Source organism: Pantoea sp. UBA5923 (assembly GCF_002431095.1).
In the GTDB taxonomy this organism is placed as follows: Bacteria; Pseudomonadota; Gammaproteobacteria; order Enterobacterales; family Enterobacteriaceae; genus Pantoea; species Pantoea piersonii.
Map to the genome: position 1 here is coordinate 119,697 of NZ_DJDN01000078.1, position 17,176 is coordinate 136,872.

The following is a 17,176-nucleotide window of genomic DNA, read 5'->3' on the forward strand; positions in this document are numbered from 1 at the left end:
GGCCTTTTTGATTTTCACTGCAAAACAAATTTTTGCGAGCGTTACTGCATTTGCGCAGCGGCGCCGTATTTGATTTTGGCTTCTTTACGCAGGTTAGCGAGCAGCGCTTCGAATGCCAGCTGCGCGTTGTTCTGCGTCACGCCCCTGACCATTTCGTCAACCTGCTCCTGCGGCAGCGTGCCGCTGCTGACCTTATCCAGCGCCACCAGCACAACATTGCCCTGCATATCTTCGCTGACGCCCCAGGAGGTTTTACCGCTAACGGGCTGCGGCAGATTAAAGGCGGTCTGCGCTACCGGATCCTGACTGTTGCGATCGACAGTTTTGCTGGCGCTCAGCGTCAGCCCGGCCGCGCTCAGCGCGTCCTGTTTGCCCGCCTTGAGATCGGCCAGCAGCTTATCCGCCTGGGCTTTCGCCTGCTGTTCGGCTTTATCATGCTTCAGCGTGTCGGCGATCTGCGCTTTGACCTCTTCCAGCGGTTTGATCGCCTCAGGCTTGTGCTCGCTAATGCGCAGCACAAATGCACGATCGCCATCCACGGTGATAACGTCGGAGTTATTGCCGGGCGCGCCATTCTGGCCGAGCAGGCCGCCGTTAAACACGGCGTTTTTCACCGCGTCGAAGTTCAGTTCCTGCGGCACGCTGTCGTGGCTGAACCAGCCGGTTTCAACTACTTTCAAGCCTGAAGCCTGCGCAGCGCCAGCAAGAGACTCATTGTCGTTGCTCGCCGCTTCGCTCACCTTCTGCTGCTGCTGGTAGAAGGCGTCGACCGCTTTCTCCTGCTTCGCTTTACTGGCCACGGCGTCGCGCACTTCAGCCAGCGGCTTGATCTGCTCCGGCTGGATATCGTCCAGGCGCACCACCAGGAAGCCGACCGACGATTTAATCACGCCGGAAAGCTGCCCTTTTTGCGTCAGACCGGCATTTTTCAGCTCATCCGGGGTCGTGGCAGGCTCCAGCCAGCCCATATCGCCGCCTTTGCGCGCGGAGATAGGATCGATCGATTTGCTTTTCGCCAGCGCGGCAAAATCCGCACCGCCCTTCAGCTGTTCCAGCACAGCGCTGGCGTCCGCTTCGGTTTTGGTCTGGATGACGCTGTAGCGATTGCGCTGCGGCTGGGTGTAGTCCGCTTTATGCTGATCGTACCAGCTCTGAATCTCCGCATCACTGACGTTCGTCTGCATGCTGGCGGCATCCATTTTGATATAGCTGACGCGAAACTGCTCCGGCGCCATAAAGTTGTTTTTATGCTGCTGGTAATACTGCGAAACTTCGTCGTCGGTCGCGGTTTGCTTTGCCGCCAGCGCATTGACGTCGATTGTCGCCTGACGAATGTCGCGCTTCTGCGATACCAGATCGACCAGCTTGCTGGTTTCATCTTTCAGCATAAAGTCGGTATTCGCGACGGCGTTGATCAGCTGCTGGGTCGCCAGCTGCTTGCGCAGCGCTTCCGCATAGCGATCGGCGGTAAAGCCCATGCTGCTGAGCAGGCCATTATATTTGGCGTTATCGAATTTACCGTTGGTCTGAAACGCCTGCTGCGCGAAGATCGCCTGCTTCACCTGATCGTCGCTGATATTGATATGGAGATCGTTGATGTACTGATCGAGCAGCGCCTGGTCTACCAGCTGCGACAGCGCCTGCTGACGCATCTGCTGCATGAAACCGTCGTTGCCAGCAAGCTGAGAGAACTGATCGCCCAGCATTTGCTGCTGGCGGCTGCGCTCGCTGTTGAACGCCTGATCTAACTGCGCGCGGCTGATTTCCTGTCCGTTGACTTTAGCGGCGTAATCGCTGCCGCCGCCGATAAGGTAGTTGCCAACGCCGGTCAGCACGAAGGAGAGAATAATCAACCCCAAAATAACCTTGAGCACGACATGATTCGACGCCGCGCGTAAATTGTCCATCATGGTATGACAACGCTCCGCTGTAGTGTGGATGTAAATCTCGGGCGCAACGCCTGTCGGATAAAGGCCGTTACGCAACTGCCGTTTAGCCTGGCAGCTTTACTCCTGTAGAGACAAGTCTTACAGCGATTTATCCCCGGATCCGAATAAAAAAGGCACATCAAATTTGATGTGCCCGTATGTTACATGAGAACGCATGAACCGTCCTCTAGTCCACGGAAGAAAATGCTTCTGTGGACGGGTGCGTTGTCATGCGTTGACAGCGTCTTTCAGCGCTTTACCGGCGCGGAAGCCCGGCACTTTACCTGCGGCAATGGTGATCTCTTTGCCGGTCTGCGGGTTACGGCCGGTACGTGCGGCACGCTCGCGTACGGAGAAAGTGCCAAAGCCTACCAGAGCTACTTCGTCGCCGCCTTTCAGCGCGTCGGAAACAGAACTGGTGAATGCTTCCAAAACACGTCCCGCTGCTGCTTTAGAAATGTCAGCGTCTGCAGCAATTTTGTCGATCAACTGTGACTTATTCACTCTCTTCATCCCCTCTTTTATTATTTCACTTCACATCCGCGCGTCCTGCCGGATACGAATGCGCAGCACGTTATATCAAGCCTGTTGAGCCGAAACAACGGAATTCATCTTAATCGCTGTTTCCGCAGCCCCCTAAATTAACGGCACTAAAAAAAGCTGGCAAGCGCTCATTGGCCTGCCAGCTTCGCTTTTTAATGCTTTATGTCGCTAATCACTATTTTGCGGTAGCAACCTGCATGCCGTAAGGGGCGTTTTCCAGTGCAAGACCTAATACTTCTTCGATACGCTTCACCGGATGGATCTCCAGATCGGCAATAACGTTGGCCGGAATTTCTTCCAGATCGCGTTTATTATCGTCCGGGATCAGCACCACTTTAATGCCACCTCGATGGGCCGCCAGCAGCTTCTCTTTCAGACCGCCGATCGGCAGCACCTGACCGCGCAGCGTGATCTCGCCGGTCATCGCCACGTCGGAACGCACCGGATTGCCGGTCAGACAGGAAACCAGCGCGGTACACATCGCGATACCGGCGCTCGGGCCATCCTTCGGCGTCGCGCCTTCCGGCACGTGAACGTGGATGTCGCGCTTCTCGTAGAAGTCGCCGTTGATGCCCAGCTTTTCAGCGCGCGCACGTACTACGGTCAGCGCCGCCTGAATCGACTCCTGCATGACTTCGCCGAGCGAGCCGGTATAGGTCAGCTTGCCTTTACCCGGTACGCAGGCGGTTTCGATGGTCAGCAGATCGCCGCCCACTTCCGTCCAGGCCAGGCCAGTCACCTGACCAACGCGGTTTTCGCTGTCGGCGCGGCCATAGTCGAAACGCTGGACGCCCAGGTAATCCTTCAGGTTGTCGCCGTTGATGGTGATGTGCTTCTGCTCTTTATTCAGCAGCAGCGCTTTTACCGCTTTACGGCACAGCTTCGACAGTTCGCGCTCCAGGCTACGCACGCCCGCTTCGCGGGTGTAGTAGCGAATAATGCCGATAATCGCGCTGTCTTCGACCGTGATTTCGCTCTCTTTCAGGGCGTTACGCTCAATCTGCTTCGGCAGCAGATGCTGCTTAGCGATATTGAGCTTCTCATCCTCGGTATAGCCAGAGAGGCGGATCACCTCCATACGATCCAGCAGCGGCGCCGGAATGTTCATGGAGTTAGAGGTCGCGACGAACATCACATCGGAGAGATCGTAATCCACTTCGAGGTAGTGATCGTTAAACGCGATGTTCTGCTCAGGATCGAGCACTTCCAGCAGCGCAGAAGCGGGATCGCCGCGCATGTCGGATGACATTTTGTCGATCTCATCCAGCAGGAACAGCGGGTTTTTCACGCCGACCTTCGCCATTTTCTGGATCAGTTTGCCCGGCATAGAGCCGATGTAAGTCCGACGGTGTCCGCGAATTTCCGCTTCGTCACGCACGCCGCCCAGCGCCATACGCACATACTTACGGCCGGTCGCCTTAGCGATAGACTGACCCAGTGAGGTTTTACCCACGCCCGGCGGTCCCACCAGACAGAGGATCGGGCCTTTGATTTTGCTGACGCGGCTCTGTACGGCGAGATATTCAAGGATGCGGTCTTTAACGCGCTCCAGACCGTAGTGGTCGGTATCCAGCGTCTCCTGGGCTTTGCGCAGGTCTTTCTTGACCTTGCTGCGCGCGTTCCACGGTACCTGAACCATCCAGTCGATATAGCCGCGTACCACCGTCGCTTCGGCGGACATCGGCGACATCATTTTTAATTTCTGCAGCTCGGCTTCAGCTTTTTCACGCGCTTCGGCCGGCATTTTCGCCGCGTCGATTTTGCGCTTCAGGGCTTCATACTCGTCCGGCACGTCGTCCATTTCGCCCAGCTCTTTCTGAATCGCCTTCATCTGCTCATTCAGATAATATTCGCGCTGGCTCTTCTCCATCTGCTTTTTCACGCGGTTGCGAATGCGTTTCTCAACCTGCAGCAGATCGATTTCCGACTCCATCATCGCCATGAGATATTCCAGACGCTCGTTCACGTCCGACATCTCCAGCACTGACTGCTTATCGGCTAATTTCAGCGGCATATGCGCAGCAACGGTGTCGGCCAGACGCGCCGCATCGTCGATATTGTTCAGCGAGGTCAGCACTTCCGGCGGGATCTTCTTATTCAGCTTGATATAGCCTTCAAACTGATTGATCGCCGTACGTACCAGCACTTCCTGTTCGCGCTCTTCGATTTCCGGCGAGATCAGGTATTCCGCCTGCGCGGTAAAATGGTCGCCATTATCCGCCAGGGTAGTGATATGCGCGCGCTGCAGGCCTTCTACTAAAACTTTGACGGTGCCGTCAGGCAGTTTCAGCATCTGCAATACAGAGGCTACGGTCCCTACAGAGAAGAGATCGTTAATGCCAGGTTCATCCGTTGACGCCTCTTTCTGGGCAACCAGCATGATCTTCTTGTCATGATCCATCGCCGCTTCGAGGCAACGAATCGATTTTTCCCGACCAACAAACAACGGAATTACCATGTGCGGATAAACCACCACGTCGCGCAATGGCAACACGGGGATTTCAATGCGTTCAGAACGCTCAGGATTCATAGAGCTCTCTCTTAGTTAGTGTCCGCCAGGTGATGGGCACCGCATAATGCAGGGAATGTGCAGTTAAACCCACAGGATTATGAGTATATGGGGATGATCGTTCGACATTCAACGTCATGAGAGCGAGAAAAACAAAAGGGGAAAGAATTTTCCCCTTTTTTAATAATATCAATGCTCTTGCGGTGGCGAATTATTCGCCAGAAGCCTGAGCTTCATGCTTACCGTAGATCAGCATTGGCTCTGACTGGCCTTCGATCACCGACTCGTCAATCACCACTTTCTCCACGTCTTCCATGGAAGGCAGGTCATACATGGTTTCCAGCAGCGCGCCTTCGACGATAGAGCGCAGGCCGCGCGCGCCGGTCTTACGCGACATCGCTTTTTTAGCGATGGCGGTCAGCGCTTCGTCGCGGAACTCCAGCTCGACGCCTTCCAGGTTGAACAACGCCTGGTACTGTTTGGTCAGGGCGTTCTTCGGTTCGCGCAGGATCTGAATCAGCGCCTCTTCGCTCAGCTCGTTGAGCGTCGCGACTACCGGCAGACGGCCGATAAACTCTGGGATCAGGCCGAATTTGATCAAATCTTCAGGCTCTACCTGAGAAAGCAGCTCGCCTTCGGTCGCTTTTTGCGACTTGCCTTTTACCGTGGCGCCAAAGCCGATGCCGGAGCCGGTTTCTACGCGCTGGGAAATCACTTTGTCCAGGCCAGCGAATGCGCCGCCGCAGATAAACAGAATTTTCGAGGTATCAACCTGTAAAAACTCCTGCTGCGGATGCTTACGGCCGCCCTGCGGCGGAACCGCTGCCACGGTCCCTTCGATCAGCTTCAGCAGCGCCTGCTGCACGCCTTCACCGGAGACGTCGCGCGTAATGGACGGGTTGTCCGATTTGCGCGAGATTTTATCGATCTCATCGATATAGACGATGCCGCGCTGCGCTTTCTGCACGTCGTAGTCGCACTTCTGCAGCAGCTTCTGGATGATGTTTTCCACGTCTTCGCCCACATAGCCCGCTTCAGTCAGCGTGGTGGCGTCGGCCATGGTGAAAGGCACATCCAGCAGGCGCGCCAGCGTCTCCGCCAGAAGCGTTTTACCGCTACCGGTAGGACCAATCAGCAGAATGTTGCTTTTGCCCAGCTCAATACCGTTGCTGGTATCGCCGTTGCGCAGGCGTTTGTAGTGGTTGTACACCGCAACCGCCAGCACTTTTTTCGCCTTTTCCTGGCCGATAACATAATCATCGAGGTGATGGCGGATTTCGTGCGGCGTAGGCAGCGCGCTACGTTCGCGATGCGGGGCAACTTCTTTAATCTCTTCGCGAATGATGTCATTGCACAGATCGACACATTCGTCGCAGATATACACTGACGGCCCGGCAATCAGCTTACGCACTTCATGCTGGCTTTTGCCGCAAAAAGAGCAGTACAGCAACTTCCCTGAACCGTCTTTGCGCTTATCTGTCATCAGTTAACCTCTTCTTGTTCTCAGGCCATACTGGCGTACGGCGCAGGCCGTGTGAACACGGCCAATATTCATTCAACTCAAACCCGTTTCCCAGTAACTATAGCGTAAGGAAACGGGCAGATGAGTCTTATTCGCGATGTGTCAGGACGGAGTCGACTAAACCATACTCTACCGCTTCACTCGCCGAGAGGAAACGGTCGCGCTCGGTATCGCGCTCAATTTCTTCTAGCGACTTGCCGGTGTGCTCCGCCATCAGCTCGTTCATGCGCTGTTTCACTTTCAGGATCTCTTTCGCATGAATCTCAATGTCGGTCGCCTGGCCCTGATAGCCGCCCAGCGGCTGGTGGATCATCACGCGCGAGTTCGGCAGGCAGAAGCGTTTGCCTTTCGTGCCCGCGGTCAGCAGGAACGCGCCCATTGAGCAGGCCTGGCCCATACAAATCGTGCTGACGTCAGGCTTGATAAACTTCATGGTGTCGTAGATCGACATGCCCGCGGTGATGACGCCGCCGGGGGAGTTAATATAGAGATAGATATCTTTCTCTGGGTTTTCCGCTTCCAGAAACAGCATTTGCGCCACGATCAGATTGGCCATGTGATCTTCAACCTGACCGGTCAGGAAGATGACGCGCTCTTTCAGCAGGCGGGAATAGATGTCGTAGGAACGCTCGCCGCGCGAAGTCTGTTCAACCACCATGGGCACCAGCGCATTGCGCGGCGCAGTAAATTCACGATCGCCACTGTATGACATTACCGTCTCCTGGATATAGTTCATTGGCAACATTCTGTACCGATTTTATCTGAAGCGAGCCTGCTCTGCGCAGCTCAGCTTCGTTTCCGACACCTTCAAGGACGGTTAATCAGCCAGTCTAACTCTCTTCTGCATACTCCCTCAATCTGGGGATACTGCCCTGCTGTTTCAAGCATAACAACCTTTTCTCTATTCGCTAACCTGGAAAAAGCGCAACGTGAATAATTTGCCGGTTTATTAAGCGACTAGCGGCCAGAGAGAGAAGATAGTGCCGGAAAAACAAAAAAGCCCGCGACTTCACAGCCGCGGGCTCAGCACTTCTGGTTAAATCAGCGATCAGGCAGCAGTAGTCTGATTCATCAGTTCCTGGAAGCTGGTCGCTTTCTCAGTTACTTTCGCTTTTTCCAGAACGGCTTCAACCGCCTGCTCTTCCAGCGCAACGTTGCGCATGTTGTTCATCAGCTCGTTGTTCTTGCTGTAGAACTCGATCACTTCCTGCGGATCTTCGTAAGCAGAAGCCATCTCTTCGATCAGAGCGTTAACGCGTGCTTCGTCAGCTTTCAGCTCGTGGGTGCGGATCACTTCGCCCAGCAGCAGACCAACGATAACGCGGCGTTTCGCCTGCTCTTCGAACAGCTCACGCGGCAGTTCCAGCGCTTGCTTCTCGTTGCCGCCGAAACGCTGTGCAGCCTGGCGACGCAGTACGTCGATTTCGCTGTCGATCAGCGCAGCCGGCACGTCGATTTCGTTGGCTTTCACCAGACCGTCGATCGCCTGCGTCTTCACGCGGTTGCGGATAGCGCCTTTCAGCTCGCGATCCATGTTCTTACGCACTTCCGCACGCAGACCTTCAACCGAACCATCTTCCACGCCGAAACGCTTGATGAAATCTTCAGTCAGCTCTGGCAGTTCGCGCGTTTCAACTTTCTTCAGCACGATGTCAAACTTCGCGTCTTTACCTTTCAGGTTTTCCGCGTGGTAGTCTTCCGGGAATTTCACGTCGATAGTGAAGGTTTCGCCAGCTTTATGACCTACGATGCCCTCTTCGAAGCCCGGGATCATGCGACCCTGACCCATCGCCAGCACGAAGTCAGAGGCTTTACCGCCTTCGAACTCTTCGCCGTCGACTGAACCGGTGAAGTCGATGGTAGCGCGATCTTCAGCCGTAGCCGCCGCATCGCTCTCTTTCCAGTTAGCCTGCTGCTTGCGCAGCGTGTCCAGCATGGCGTCAACGTCAGCTTCGGTCACTTCCACCAGCGGTTTTTCTACTTCGATGCTGTCCAGACCCTGCAGTTCAACTTCCGGGTAGACTTCGAACTCGACCGCGTAGGTGAAGTCTTCGCCTTCTTTATACTCGCCCGGCACGTAGTTCGGCGCGCCAGCCGGGTTGATTTTTTCTTTGATGATGGCGTCAACGAAGTTGCGCGTCATCAGTTCGCCCAGCACGTCCTGACGAACAGAAGCGCCGTAGCGCTGTGCGATGATATTGGCCGGCACTTTGCCTTTACGGAAACCATCGATACGGACTTTTTTCGCCACTTCCACCAGTTCTTTCTTCACTGCGCTTTCGATGCTGTCAGCGGGGACAGTAATCGTAATGCGACGGCCCAGACCCTGCGTGGTTTCTACTGAAACTGTCATCTTGTTACCTCAAAAAATCGCGTGCTCGGTCAACTTCAGACACCACACATTATGCAATGCGCCGTATCCAACAACCGGGACGGCTTCCATTAAGAGAACCTGATCCCTGTCACCAGAAGCGTCCCGAAGACATTCCGGAAAAATAGACGCAGCATTATAGCGGCATCGCCCTGGTGAGTCGAGGCTGTAAACTCACCACTTTTTAGCGGCTTTGCTGCTTTTTTGCGCCGGAGATCGCGTTTATCGCTTAATAATGAAAAAAAACGGCCCGCAGGCCGTTTTTTCAAACAGAGAAGATTTCAGGCGAGCGTGCCGGCGCCGCGGCAGTTTGGCGAGGCGAGCACAGTATCCTGCAGCCCTTCCCATTCCTTTAAGGTGTAAGTGTGCAGCGCCAGCGCGTGCACGCTGCCTGCCAGCTCGGCGGCAAGCTCGCCATAGATAGCCCGGTGGCGCGCGAGAAAGCGCTGGCCAGCAAAAAGATCGCTGACGATAACGACCTTAAAATGGCTTTCCGAACCCGCCGGCACATTATGACGATAGCTTTCGTCATGTACTTCCAGATGTGCCGGCTGGAAAGCCAGGCGCAGCTTCTCTTCGATTTGTTCGCGGATCATTGTCTCTTTCCTCAATGGCGAGCGCTGTGCCCCATCTGGTTAAATATTAGTAGGTTTTCAGACGCATCCGCACAGATGTGTGAAAATATTTCTGCCGTCCTCTAAGCCGACCGACATGATAACGCAGCGAGAGCGGCGGTCAACGGTGCGTTTTCCTGAGCGTATAAAAAAGGCGCTTGCCCTTAATTTCCCTCTTTCGAGGGCTTTTTTCACTGCCGCGCAATGCTATGATGGCCGCAGTTTTTGCAAACCAACCCACAACATTAATGAGAATAAGTATGTTGAAAAAACTGTTATTTCCCCTGCTGGCCGCGTTCATTTTGGCCGGCTGTGCCAGCAACAGCAATACGCTGACCATTCAGCCTAAAATCGAGCTGCCACAGCAGGATCCAAGTCTGATGGGCGTGACTGTCAGCATCACCGGCGCCGACCAGCGCAGCGATCAGGCGCTGGCGAAAGTGAATCGCGACGGCCAGCTGGTAACCCTCACCCCATCGCGTGATTTACGCTTCCTGCTACAGGAAGTGCTGGAGAAACAGATGACCGCGCGTGGCTATATGATCGGCCCGGATGGCGCTGTCGATCTGCAAATCGTGGTGAATAACCTTTATGCAGACGTTACCCAGGGCAATGTACGCTACAGCATCACCACCAAAGCGGACATCTCGATTATCGCTACCGCGAAGAACGGCAATAAACAGGTGAAAAACTATCGCCAGACCTATAGCGTAGAAGGCGCGTTCAGCGCGACTAACGACAAGATCACCAAGGCGGTGAACTCGACGCTGGGCGATGTCATCTCCGATATGGCACAGGACACCAGCATCAACAACTTTATCAAGCAAAACGCGCACTAATCCGCCGTACTCTATGCCCGGCGCGCTGCCGGGCATCGCTTCAGGGTCATAATGAATCACTACCTCCGCATCTTCACCCAACGAAACGCCGCTGTTTTACTCCTGCTTGGCTTTGCTTCCGGCCTGCCGCTGGCGCTGACCGCCGGCACGCTGCAGGCGTGGATGACGGTGGAAAATGTCGATTTAAAGACCATCGGTTTTTTTTCGCTGGTCGGCCAGGCATACGTATTTAAATTTCTCTGGTCGCCGGTAATGGATCGCTTTACGCCGCCGTTTCTCGGACGCCGCCGCGGCTGGCTGATCGTGACGCAGCTGGCGCTGATCGCCGGTATCGTCGCCATGGGCTTTATGCAGCCCGGCCGCGACCTGACGCTGCTCGCCGCGCTGGCGGTACTGGTCGCCTTCTGCTCCGCCTCGCAGGATATTGTTTTCGACGCCTGGAAAACGGACGTGCTGCCGCCGGAAGAGCGCGGCAGCGGCGCTGCTATTACCGTGTTGGGCTACCGGCTGGCGATGCTGGTCTCCGGCGGGCTTGCGCTCTGGCTGGCGGATCGCTATCTCGGCTGGCAGGCAACTTACTGGCTAATGGCATTGCTGATGATTCCCGCGCTAATCGCCACGCTGATGGCGAAAGAGCCCGATACGCGCGCCACGACGCCGCACTCGCTGCGTGAGGCGGTATCGCTGCCGCTGCGGGATTTTTTCCAGCGCAACAACGCCTGGCTGCTGATCACCTTAATCGTTCTTTATAAGCTCGGCGACGCCTTTGCCGCCTCGCTGACCACCACCTTTTTGATTCGAGGCGTCGGGTTCAACGCTGGCGACGTGGGGCTGGTAAACAAAACGCTCGGCCTGCTGGCAACCATTATCGGCGCGCTCTACGGCGGCGCGCTGATGCAGCGCCTGAGCCTGTTCCGCGCCCTGATGATTTTCGGCATCTTGCAGGCGGTTTCTAACTTCGCGTACTGGCTGCTGGCGGTGACGCCCCACCATTTATGGAGTATGGCCAGCGCGGTCTTTGTAGAGAATCTGTGCGGCGGTATGGGGACGGCGGCATTTGTCGCCCTGCTGATGACCTTATGTAATAAGTCGTTCTCCGCGACGCAGTTCGCCCTGCTTTCGGCGCTCTCTGCGGTAGGCCGCGTTTATGTTGGCCCTGCGGCTGGCTGGCTGGTCGAACTCTGGGGATGGCCCACTTTTTACACCTTTACCGTCGTGGCAGCGCTGCCGGGTCTGCTGCTGCTGCTGCTCTGTCGCGACACGCTGAATGTCGCGCAGCGTAGCGAGCAATTTTTACCGCGCACGCGTTTTGCTGCTGGCTACCGCTGGACGACGCGCTTGTTCTGCGCCGGATGCGCTGTTATTGCGCTCTGGCTGGCGGCGCTGGCGTTTCAGGCACTGGGTTTCTGGCGGCTGGAAAACCTGCCCGGTGGCCTGTTCGAACTCGGCATGGCGCTGCTGGTACTGGCGGTGTGCGGTGGCGTGACGCTTGATTATATGGCGCAGCGGAAAAGCGCTGCGGCGATCGCGCCCGTTGATTAATAACGGGTATTATTTCAGCATGAAACTGAAACGGCCGACCTTCGCGGATAACGAAAGTTAAACTTTGCCAACGCGAGTTATTTTCCAGAAAATATTAAGATTAAAATTCTTCGTTTAACAAATATATTAAAAACCGGTGCGTAATTATGTTGTATAAATTTCATCACACAAATGATGCAGATTTGTTAACGAATTGAGCACCAAAAGTAAGGTTTATTCTTTCCCTGATTTCTTTAGGGATACTTTCATCGGTTTTTGTTATAATTAGTGCCAACTGCTTGTCGCAGTTAATAATTTGTCACCCCAGGCAACATCTGTGACACCCTTAGCAAAAGGTGTCAACACGCTGCTGACATATCCTTATGCTGGTTTACACTGCATAAACCTTCCCGTAAAATGCGCGCACACTTAAACGACAATAAGCCCTTTGTCATTGAGGTCGTTAAATGAGACTCAGGAAATACAATAAAAGTTTGGGGATTTTGTCATTAATTGCAGGCACTTTGTTAATGAGTGGCTGCGATAATGCGTTGTTAAATCCCAAGGGACAGATTGCACTTGAGCAACGTTCGTTGATTCTGACAGCCTTCGGCTTGATGTTGATCGTCGTTATTCCCGCAATCTTGATGGCGGTGGTGTTTGCATGGAAATATCGTGCATCCAACACTGAAGCGAAGTACAGCCCTAACTGGTCACACTCTAATAAAGTGGAAGCCGTGGTCTGGACCATTCCGATCCTGATCATTCTCTTCCTCGGCGTGCTGACATGGAAATCAACTCACGCGCTGGAGCCGAGCAAACCGCTGGCCTCCGACGTTAAACCGGTTGAGATCCAGGTTGTGGCGCTGGACTGGAAATGGTTGTTTATCTACCCGCAACAGGGTATTGCTACCGTTAACCAGATCGCTTTCCCGGCTAATACGCCGGTGAGCTTCAAAATTACCTCCAACTCCGTCATGAACTCTTTCTTCATTCCGACGCTCGGCAGCCAGATCTACGCCATGGCGGGCATGCAGACTCAGCTGCACCTGATCGCCAATGAGCCAGGAACGTTTGACGGTATTTCCTCGAACTTCAGTGGTCGAGGTTTCTCTGGTATGAAGTTCAAAGCCATTGCAACCAAGGACGATGCGGAATTCCAGCAGTGGGTCGCCAAAGTTAAAGCGGCGCCTAACACGCTGACCACGATGGAAGATTTCGAGAAAGTGGCTGTGCCAAGCGAAAATCATCCGGTGGAATATTTCTCTTCAGCGAATCCTGAACTGTTCAAGCAAGTCATTGCTAAGTTCATGACGAGCCACGGGAAGATGGACATGCCGCAGCACGAAGGCATGGACATGAGTCACACCGCTTCCGCGGGAGCCGAGGAATAATACGATGTTCGGAAAATTAACACTGGATGCAGTGCCGTACCATGAGCCAATTATCATGGTCACGGTTGCCGGGATCATCATTGGTGGTCTGGCAGTCATCGCTGCCCTAACCTACTTTGGTAAATGGCAGTACCTGTGGTCAGAATGGCTCACCTCCGTCGACCACAAAAAACTGGGTATCATGTACATCATCATGGCGTTCGTCATGCTGCTGCGCGGCTTTGCCGATGCGATTATGATGCGTACCCAACAGGTGATGGCTTCCGCTGGGGAAGCTGGCATACTCCCGCCGCACCACTACGACCAGATCTTTACCGCGCACGGCGTGATTATGATCTTCTTCGTGGCGATGCCTTTCGTTGTTGGTCTGATGAACATCGCGGTTCCGCTGCAAATCGGCGCGCGCGACGTTGCATTCCCGTTCCTGAACAACCTGAGCTTCTGGTTTACCGCGATCGGTGTGATCCTGGTTAACCTGTCGCTGGGTGTGGGCGAGTTTGCACAGACTGGCTGGCTGGCCTATCCGCCGCTGTCAGGCGCGGAGTACAGTCCTGGCGTCGGGGTCGATTACTGGATCTGGAGTCTCCAGCTTTCCGGTATCGGGACCACGCTGACCGGTATCAACTTCTTCGTTACCATTCTGAAGATGCGTGCGCCGGGCATGGACCTGTTCAAAATGCCGGTGTTTACCTGGGCTTCCCTGTGCACCAACGTCCTGATCATCGCTGCGTTCCCGGTTCTGACCGTGACCCTGGCGCTGTTGACGCTCGATCGTTACCTTGGCTTCCATTTCTTTACCAATGATATGGGCGGTAACATGATGATGTACGTCAACCTGATCTGGGTCTGGGGTCACCCGGAGGTGTACATCCTGGTTCTGCCGGTGTTTGGCGTCTTCTCTGAAGTCACTGCGACCTTCTCGAAAAAGCGTCTGTTTGGCTACACCTCACTGGTGTGGGCGACCATCGCCATTACCGTACTGTCGTTTATCGTTTGGCTGCACCACTTCTTCACCATGGGTGCGGGCGCGAACGTTAACGCCTTCTTCGGCATCATGACGATGATCATCGCGATTCCGACCGGCGTGAAAATCTTTAACTGGCTGTTCACCATGTACCAGGGCCGCATCGTGATGCACTCTGCCATGCTGTGGACCGTTGGCTTCCTGGTCACCTTCTCTGTAGGTGGTATGACCGGTGTTCTGCTGGCGGTGCCGGGTGCGGACTTCGTGCTGCACAACAGTCTGTTCCTGATTGCGCACTTCCATAACGTCATCATCGGCGGCGTGGTATTCGGTTGTATGGCTGGCGTGACCTACTGGTTCCCGAAAGCCTTCGGCTTCACCCTGAACGAAACCTGGGGCAAACGCGCTTTCTGGTTCTGGATTATCGGCTTCTTCGTCGCCTTTATGCCGCTGTATATTCTGGGCTTCATGGGTATGACCCGTCGTCTGAGCCAGGATATCGATCCACAGTTCCACTCTCTGCTGGTGGTTGCGGCTGTCGGTGTGGCGCTGATTGCCTGTGGTATTCTTTGCCAGCTGATCATGTTCTACGTTTCGGTCCGCGACCGTCACCAGAACCGCGATCTGACCGGTGACCCGTGGGGCGGACGTACCCTGGAGTGGGCAACCTCTTCACCACCGCCGTTCTACAACTTTGCCACTATCCCGCATATCCACGAGCGCGATGCGTTCTGGGAAATGAAAGAGAAAGGCGAAGCGCACAAGCAACCGGCTCACTATGAAGAGATTCATATGCCGAAAAACAGCGGCGCGGCTATCGTTATCGCTGCATTCGCTACGGTGTTCGGCTTTGCCATGATCTGGCATATCTGGTGGCTGGCTGGCCTCACCTTCCTGGGCATGATTGTGACCTGGATTGTGAAGAGCTTCGATCAAGACGTGGACTACTACGTTCCGGTTGCCGAGATTGAGAAGATCGAAAAGCAGCACTTTGACGATATCAGCAAAGCGAGTCTCAAATAATGTCAACTGAAACTCTGACAAAACACCACCACGACGCCCATGCGGAGCATGGGCATCACGATGCGGGAGCCAATAAAGTCTTTGGCTTCTGGATCTACCTGATGAGCGACTGCATTATCTTCGCAACGCTGTTTGCGACCTATGCAGTAATGGTCAACAGCACTGCTGGCGGCCCGGCAGGTAAAGACATCTTCGAACTGCCGTTCGTTCTGGTTGAAACAGCGCTTCTGCTGTTGAGCTCCATTACCTACGGCATGGCGGTTATCGCCATGAACAAGGAAAACAAAGGCGCCGTTATCGGCTGGCTGGCGTTAACCTTCCTGTTCGGTGCTGGCTTTATCGGCATGGAGCTTTATGAGTTCCATCACCTGATCGAAGAGGGCTTTGGTCCGAACCGCAGCGGTTTCCTGTCTGGCTTCTTTACGCTGGTCGGTACCCACGGTCTGCACGTGACCTCTGGCCTGATCTGGATGGCGGTACTGATGTTCCAGATCGCGAAGAACGGTCTGTCGGCAACTAACCGTACCCGTATCATGTGCCTGAGTCTGTTCTGGCACTTCCTGGACGTAGTGTGGATCTGCGTGTTTACCGTTGTTTATCTGATGGGAGCCATGTAATGAGTCATTCTGTAACTGAACATGGTGCATCGCACGGTAGCGTTAAGTCCTACATGATCGGCTTTATCCTCTCTATCATCCTGACGGCAATCCCGTTCTGGATGGTAATGGATGGAAGTGCGTCGCACGCTACCATTCTGGGCGTAGTGCTTGTCTGTGCAGTGGTGCAGGTGCTGGTTCACCTGGTTTACTTCCTGCATCTCGACAGCAAGTCCGAAGGCGGCTGGAACATGGTGGCCATCGTCTTCTCGGCGGTCATTATCCTGATCGTCGTGGTTGGCTCGCTGTGGATTATGTGGAACCTCAACTACAACATGATGGTTCGCTAAAGAGTCGCTCGTAATGATTAAGCAATACCTGCAAGTAACAAAACCAGGAATTATTTTCGGGAATTTAATTTCTGTGATTGGCGGATTTCTGCTGGCTTCGAAAGGCAGCATTGATTACGCCCTGTTTCTCACCTCTCTGGTCGGCGTATCGCTGGTTGTGGCATCAGGTTGTGTTTTTAACAACGTGATCGACCGTGATATTGACGTGAAGATGGAGAGAACCAGGAATCGAGTGCTGGTAAAAGGCCTCATCTCCGCGAAAGTAAGCCTGATTTATGCTACCGCGCTAGGTATTGCTGGCTTTGCGTTGCTCTACTTTGGTGCCAATCCGCTGGCCATGTGGCTGGCGGTCATGGGCTTCGTGGTTTACGTCGGTATTTACAGCCTCTACATGAAGCGTCACTCGGTATACGGGACGCTGATTGGCAGCCTGTCTGGCGCGGCGCCGCCGGTGATCGGCTACTGCGCCGTCACCAACGAGTTTGATGCGGGCGCGCTGATCCTGCTGGCGATCTTTAGCCTGTGGCAGATGCCGCACTCCTATGCGATTGCCATCTTCCGCTTTAAAGATTACCAGGCGGCGAACATTCCGGTTCTGCCGGTGGTGAAAGGCATCTCCGTCGCGAAGAATCATATTACGCTCTACATTCTGGCGTTTATGATTGCCACGCTGATGCTGTCGCTGGGCGGTTACGCGGGTTATAAATATCTGGTGGTCGCGGCGGCCGTTAGCGTGTGGTGGCTGGGAATGGCGTTATCAGGTTACAAGACCTCAAACGATCGCGTCTGGGCACGTAAGCTGTTCGTCTTCTCTATCGTGGCTATCACCGCGTTGAGCGTGATGATGTCGGTGGACTTTATGGGGCCGGCGTCAAAAGATCTGCTGACCTATGTGTGGTAAACCCACACTGCTATAGCATGCTAAGGGCGCGATTTCGCGCCCTTTCTTTTTGTTACCACTTCTTAAACACTATCATTTTACCCGCCCTGCCCTGCTCCCTA

At 54.5% G+C, this 17,176-nt stretch carries 14 protein-coding genes; 7 read left to right on the forward strand and 7 right to left on the reverse strand.

Going from position 1 to position 17,176, the window contains the following annotated elements:
• Positions 1 to 41 precede the first annotated feature (41 nt).
• The 7 genes from ppiD to bolA all read right to left on the reverse strand — a co-directional run bounded on the left by ppiD (position 42) and on the right by bolA (position 9,469).
• Positions 42 to 1,910 (reverse strand): peptidylprolyl isomerase, encoded by a 1,869-nt coding sequence (ppiD, locus tag B3797_RS17910; protein WP_311791788.1) that lies wholly within the window; start codon positions 1,908 to 1,910, stop codon positions 42 to 44.
• Positions 1,911 to 2,156: 246 nt separating this feature from the next.
• Complete coding sequence (gene hupB / locus B3797_RS17915; RefSeq protein WP_120451291.1) at positions 2,157 to 2,432, reverse strand: nucleoid-associated protein HU-beta; 276 nt, start codon at positions 2,430 to 2,432, stop codon at positions 2,157 to 2,159.
• A 214-nt stretch (positions 2,433 to 2,646) separates the two neighbouring features.
• The gene (lon, locus tag B3797_RS17920) at positions 2,647 to 5,001 is read right to left on the reverse strand and encodes an endopeptidase La (RefSeq protein WP_311791789.1); all 2,355 of its coding nucleotides are present in this window, start codon (positions 4,999 to 5,001) and stop codon (positions 2,647 to 2,649) included.
• A 190-nt stretch (positions 5,002 to 5,191) separates the two neighbouring features.
• Positions 5,192 to 6,463, reverse strand: coding sequence for an ATP-dependent protease ATP-binding subunit ClpX (gene clpX, locus B3797_RS17925; protein WP_120451289.1), 1,272 nt, complete (start codon positions 6,461 to 6,463; stop codon positions 5,192 to 5,194).
• 127 nt (positions 6,464 to 6,590) lie between these two features.
• Positions 6,591 to 7,214, reverse strand: coding sequence for an ATP-dependent Clp endopeptidase proteolytic subunit ClpP (gene clpP / locus B3797_RS17930; RefSeq protein ID WP_033752709.1), 624 nt, complete (start codon positions 7,212 to 7,214; stop codon positions 6,591 to 6,593).
• Between the two features lie 336 nt (positions 7,215 to 7,550).
• Positions 7,551 to 8,855, reverse strand: a complete 1,305-nt coding sequence (gene tig / locus B3797_RS17935; RefSeq protein WP_120451288.1) for a trigger factor — start codon at positions 8,853 to 8,855, stop codon at positions 7,551 to 7,553.
• A gap of 299 nt (positions 8,856 to 9,154) precedes the next feature.
• A complete protein-coding gene (bolA, locus tag B3797_RS17940) occupies positions 9,155 to 9,469 on the reverse strand; it encodes a transcriptional regulator BolA (protein ID WP_120451287.1) in 315 nt (104 codons plus the stop codon).
• Positions 9,470 to 9,747: 278 nt separating this feature from the next.
• On the opposite strand from bolA, the gene B3797_RS17945 reads away from it, so the two are divergent.
• The 7 genes from B3797_RS17945 (at position 9,748) to cyoE (ending at position 17,075) form a co-directional block, all read left to right on the forward strand.
• Positions 9,748 to 10,326, forward strand: coding sequence for a lipoprotein (locus tag B3797_RS17945; protein ID WP_311782090.1), 579 nt, complete (start codon positions 9,748 to 9,750; stop codon positions 10,324 to 10,326).
• A 51-nt stretch (positions 10,327 to 10,377) separates the two neighbouring features.
• Positions 10,378 to 11,868: a muropeptide MFS transporter AmpG gene (ampG, locus tag B3797_RS17950; protein ID WP_311791790.1), complete on the forward strand. Its 1,491-nt coding sequence runs from the start codon at positions 10,378 to 10,380 to the stop codon at positions 11,866 to 11,868.
• A gap of 446 nt (positions 11,869 to 12,314) precedes the next feature.
• Positions 12,315 to 13,241 (forward strand): cytochrome o ubiquinol oxidase subunit II, encoded by a 927-nt coding sequence (gene cyoA / locus B3797_RS17955; RefSeq protein ID WP_120451284.1) that lies wholly within the window; start codon positions 12,315 to 12,317, stop codon positions 13,239 to 13,241.
• A gap of 4 nt (positions 13,242 to 13,245) precedes the next feature.
• Entirely contained in the window at positions 13,246 to 15,228 is a 1,983-nt protein-coding gene (gene cyoB / locus B3797_RS17960; RefSeq protein ID WP_311791791.1) for a cytochrome o ubiquinol oxidase subunit I, read from the forward strand.
• A complete protein-coding gene (locus tag B3797_RS17965; RefSeq protein WP_311782093.1) occupies positions 15,228 to 15,845 on the forward strand; it encodes a cytochrome o ubiquinol oxidase subunit III in 618 nt (205 codons plus the stop codon). The genes cyoB and B3797_RS17965 overlap by 1 nt, the downstream gene beginning before the upstream one ends.
• Positions 15,845 to 16,174, forward strand: a complete 330-nt coding sequence (locus B3797_RS17970; RefSeq protein ID WP_120451281.1) for a cytochrome o ubiquinol oxidase subunit IV — start codon at positions 15,845 to 15,847, stop codon at positions 16,172 to 16,174. Before B3797_RS17965 ends, B3797_RS17970 begins: the two co-directional genes overlap by 1 nt.
• A 13-nt stretch (positions 16,175 to 16,187) precedes the next feature.
• Complete coding sequence (cyoE, locus tag B3797_RS17975; RefSeq protein WP_311782094.1) at positions 16,188 to 17,075, forward strand: heme o synthase; 888 nt, start codon at positions 16,188 to 16,190, stop codon at positions 17,073 to 17,075.
• The last annotated feature ends 101 nt before the right edge of the window (positions 17,076 to 17,176 follow it).

Coding starts and splice junctions, on each gene's coding strand:
- ppiD (WP_311791788.1), bottom strand. CDS start 1,910: ATGATGGACAATTTACGCGCGGCGTCGAATCATGTCGTGCTCAAGGTT.
- lon (WP_311791789.1), bottom strand. CDS start 5,001: ATGAATCCTGAGCGTTCTGAACGCATTGAAATCCCCGTGTTGCCATTG.
- clpX (WP_120451289.1), bottom strand. CDS start 6,463: ATGACAGATAAGCGCAAAGACGGTTCAGGGAAGTTGCTGTACTGCTCT.
- clpP (WP_033752709.1), bottom strand. CDS start 7,214: ATGTCATACAGTGGCGATCGTGAATTTACTGCGCCGCGCAATGCGCTG.
- tig (WP_120451288.1), bottom strand. CDS start 8,855: ATGACAGTTTCAGTAGAAACCACGCAGGGTCTGGGCCGTCGCATTACG.
- bolA (WP_120451287.1), bottom strand. CDS start 9,469: ATGATCCGCGAACAAATCGAAGAGAAGCTGCGCCTGGCTTTCCAGCCG.
- B3797_RS17945 (WP_311782090.1), top strand. CDS start 9,748: ATGTTGAAAAAACTGTTATTTCCCCTGCTGGCCGCGTTCATTTTGGCC.
- ampG (WP_311791790.1), top strand. CDS start 10,378: ATGAATCACTACCTCCGCATCTTCACCCAACGAAACGCCGCTGTTTTA.
- cyoA (WP_120451284.1), top strand. CDS start 12,315: ATGAGACTCAGGAAATACAATAAAAGTTTGGGGATTTTGTCATTAATT.
- cyoB (WP_311791791.1), top strand. CDS start 13,246: ATGTTCGGAAAATTAACACTGGATGCAGTGCCGTACCATGAGCCAATT.
- B3797_RS17965 (WP_311782093.1), top strand. CDS start 15,228: ATGTCAACTGAAACTCTGACAAAACACCACCACGACGCCCATGCGGAG.
- B3797_RS17970 (WP_120451281.1), top strand. CDS start 15,845: ATGAGTCATTCTGTAACTGAACATGGTGCATCGCACGGTAGCGTTAAG.
- cyoE (WP_311782094.1), top strand. CDS start 16,188: ATGATTAAGCAATACCTGCAAGTAACAAAACCAGGAATTATTTTCGGG.